This window comes from Oleiphilus sp. HI0128 (genome assembly GCF_001635365.1).
On sequence record NZ_LWGG01000398.1, the window covers coordinates 1 to 787 of the forward strand.

Genomic DNA, 787 nt, shown 5'->3' on the forward strand with positions numbered 1-787 from the left:
ACGCGTAACGACTTGTCTGAAGATGGCAGAATTATTATGAGCCTGGTGGAGGGACCTTTCAGCTATTTAAAAGGCGCCTGGGAATTTATTCACCTGAAAGAAGGAGCTTGTAAGGTTGAACTTACGCTCGATTTTGAGATTAAACAAAATTTGGCAAAAATGGCCTTTGCCAAGGTATTTAATCAGGCAGCTAACTCGATGGTTGATGCGTTCTGTGAACGTGCAAATCAATTATATCGTTAAGGAAACGTAAATAATGGAAAATATGATCCAAATAGAAGTTGCCTATGCCGCGCCTGATAAGCAGAAAATACTAACAGTCGAGGTGAAGCCGGGTACCAACGTTTTTGATGGGGCAAAAAACTCGGGAATTGATAAGGTTTTTCCTGAGATAGATTTCGATAAGGCCGATATGGGAATATTTGGTAAAGCGGTTCGTAAACCACTGGAGCAGGAGCTGAAAGAAGGGGATCGTATTGAAATTTACCGCCCATTAATGATCGACCCTAAACAGGCTCGCTTAAATCGGGCGGCAAAGAAAGACTAAATAGAGCGCTTAATATGCTGGGTTGCTCTCAAGTAGTGTGCCTTCGTAGCGTTGGTACACGCCTTGGCTATAGTAGACTTTTATGGTTTGTTTCTCGATTTCACCGCCCGCAACTTGATAGGTGTATACGTAGTTTTCGAGTTCTGTATCGAAGGTGTTGTCTAGAACGGGAGCACCTAATACGAAGTGAACCTGTTTTTTAGTCATACCTGCTTTTAATGTGTCGAGCATGTCTTGGGT

Annotated in this window: 3 protein-coding genes; 2 read left to right on the forward strand and 1 reads right to left on the reverse strand. The window is 42.7% G+C overall.

What is annotated here, in order from left to right:
- Window positions 1-243, forward strand: a 243-nt coding sequence (locus A3763_RS04905) for a type II toxin-antitoxin system RatA family toxin (RefSeq protein ID WP_197482778.1), incomplete at its 5' end; no start/stop codon positions are given.
- 13 nt (window positions 244-256) lie between these two features.
- Window positions 257-547: an RnfH family protein gene (locus tag A3763_RS04910; RefSeq protein WP_082865264.1), complete on the forward strand. Its 291-nt coding sequence runs from the start codon at window positions 257-259 to the stop codon at window positions 545-547.
- A 9-nt stretch (window positions 548-556) separates the two neighbouring features.
- Here the strand turns inward: A3763_RS04910 and A3763_RS04915 are convergent.
- The coding region (locus A3763_RS04915; protein WP_068759924.1) for an outer membrane protein assembly factor BamE at window positions 557-787 on the reverse strand (231 nt) is incomplete at its 5' end.

Bases quoted from the DNA above. Each gene is read 5' to 3' on its own strand.
- A3763_RS04910 (WP_082865264.1), top strand. From the start codon at position 257: ATGGAAAATATGATCCAAATAGAAGTTGCCTATGCCGCGCCTGATAAG.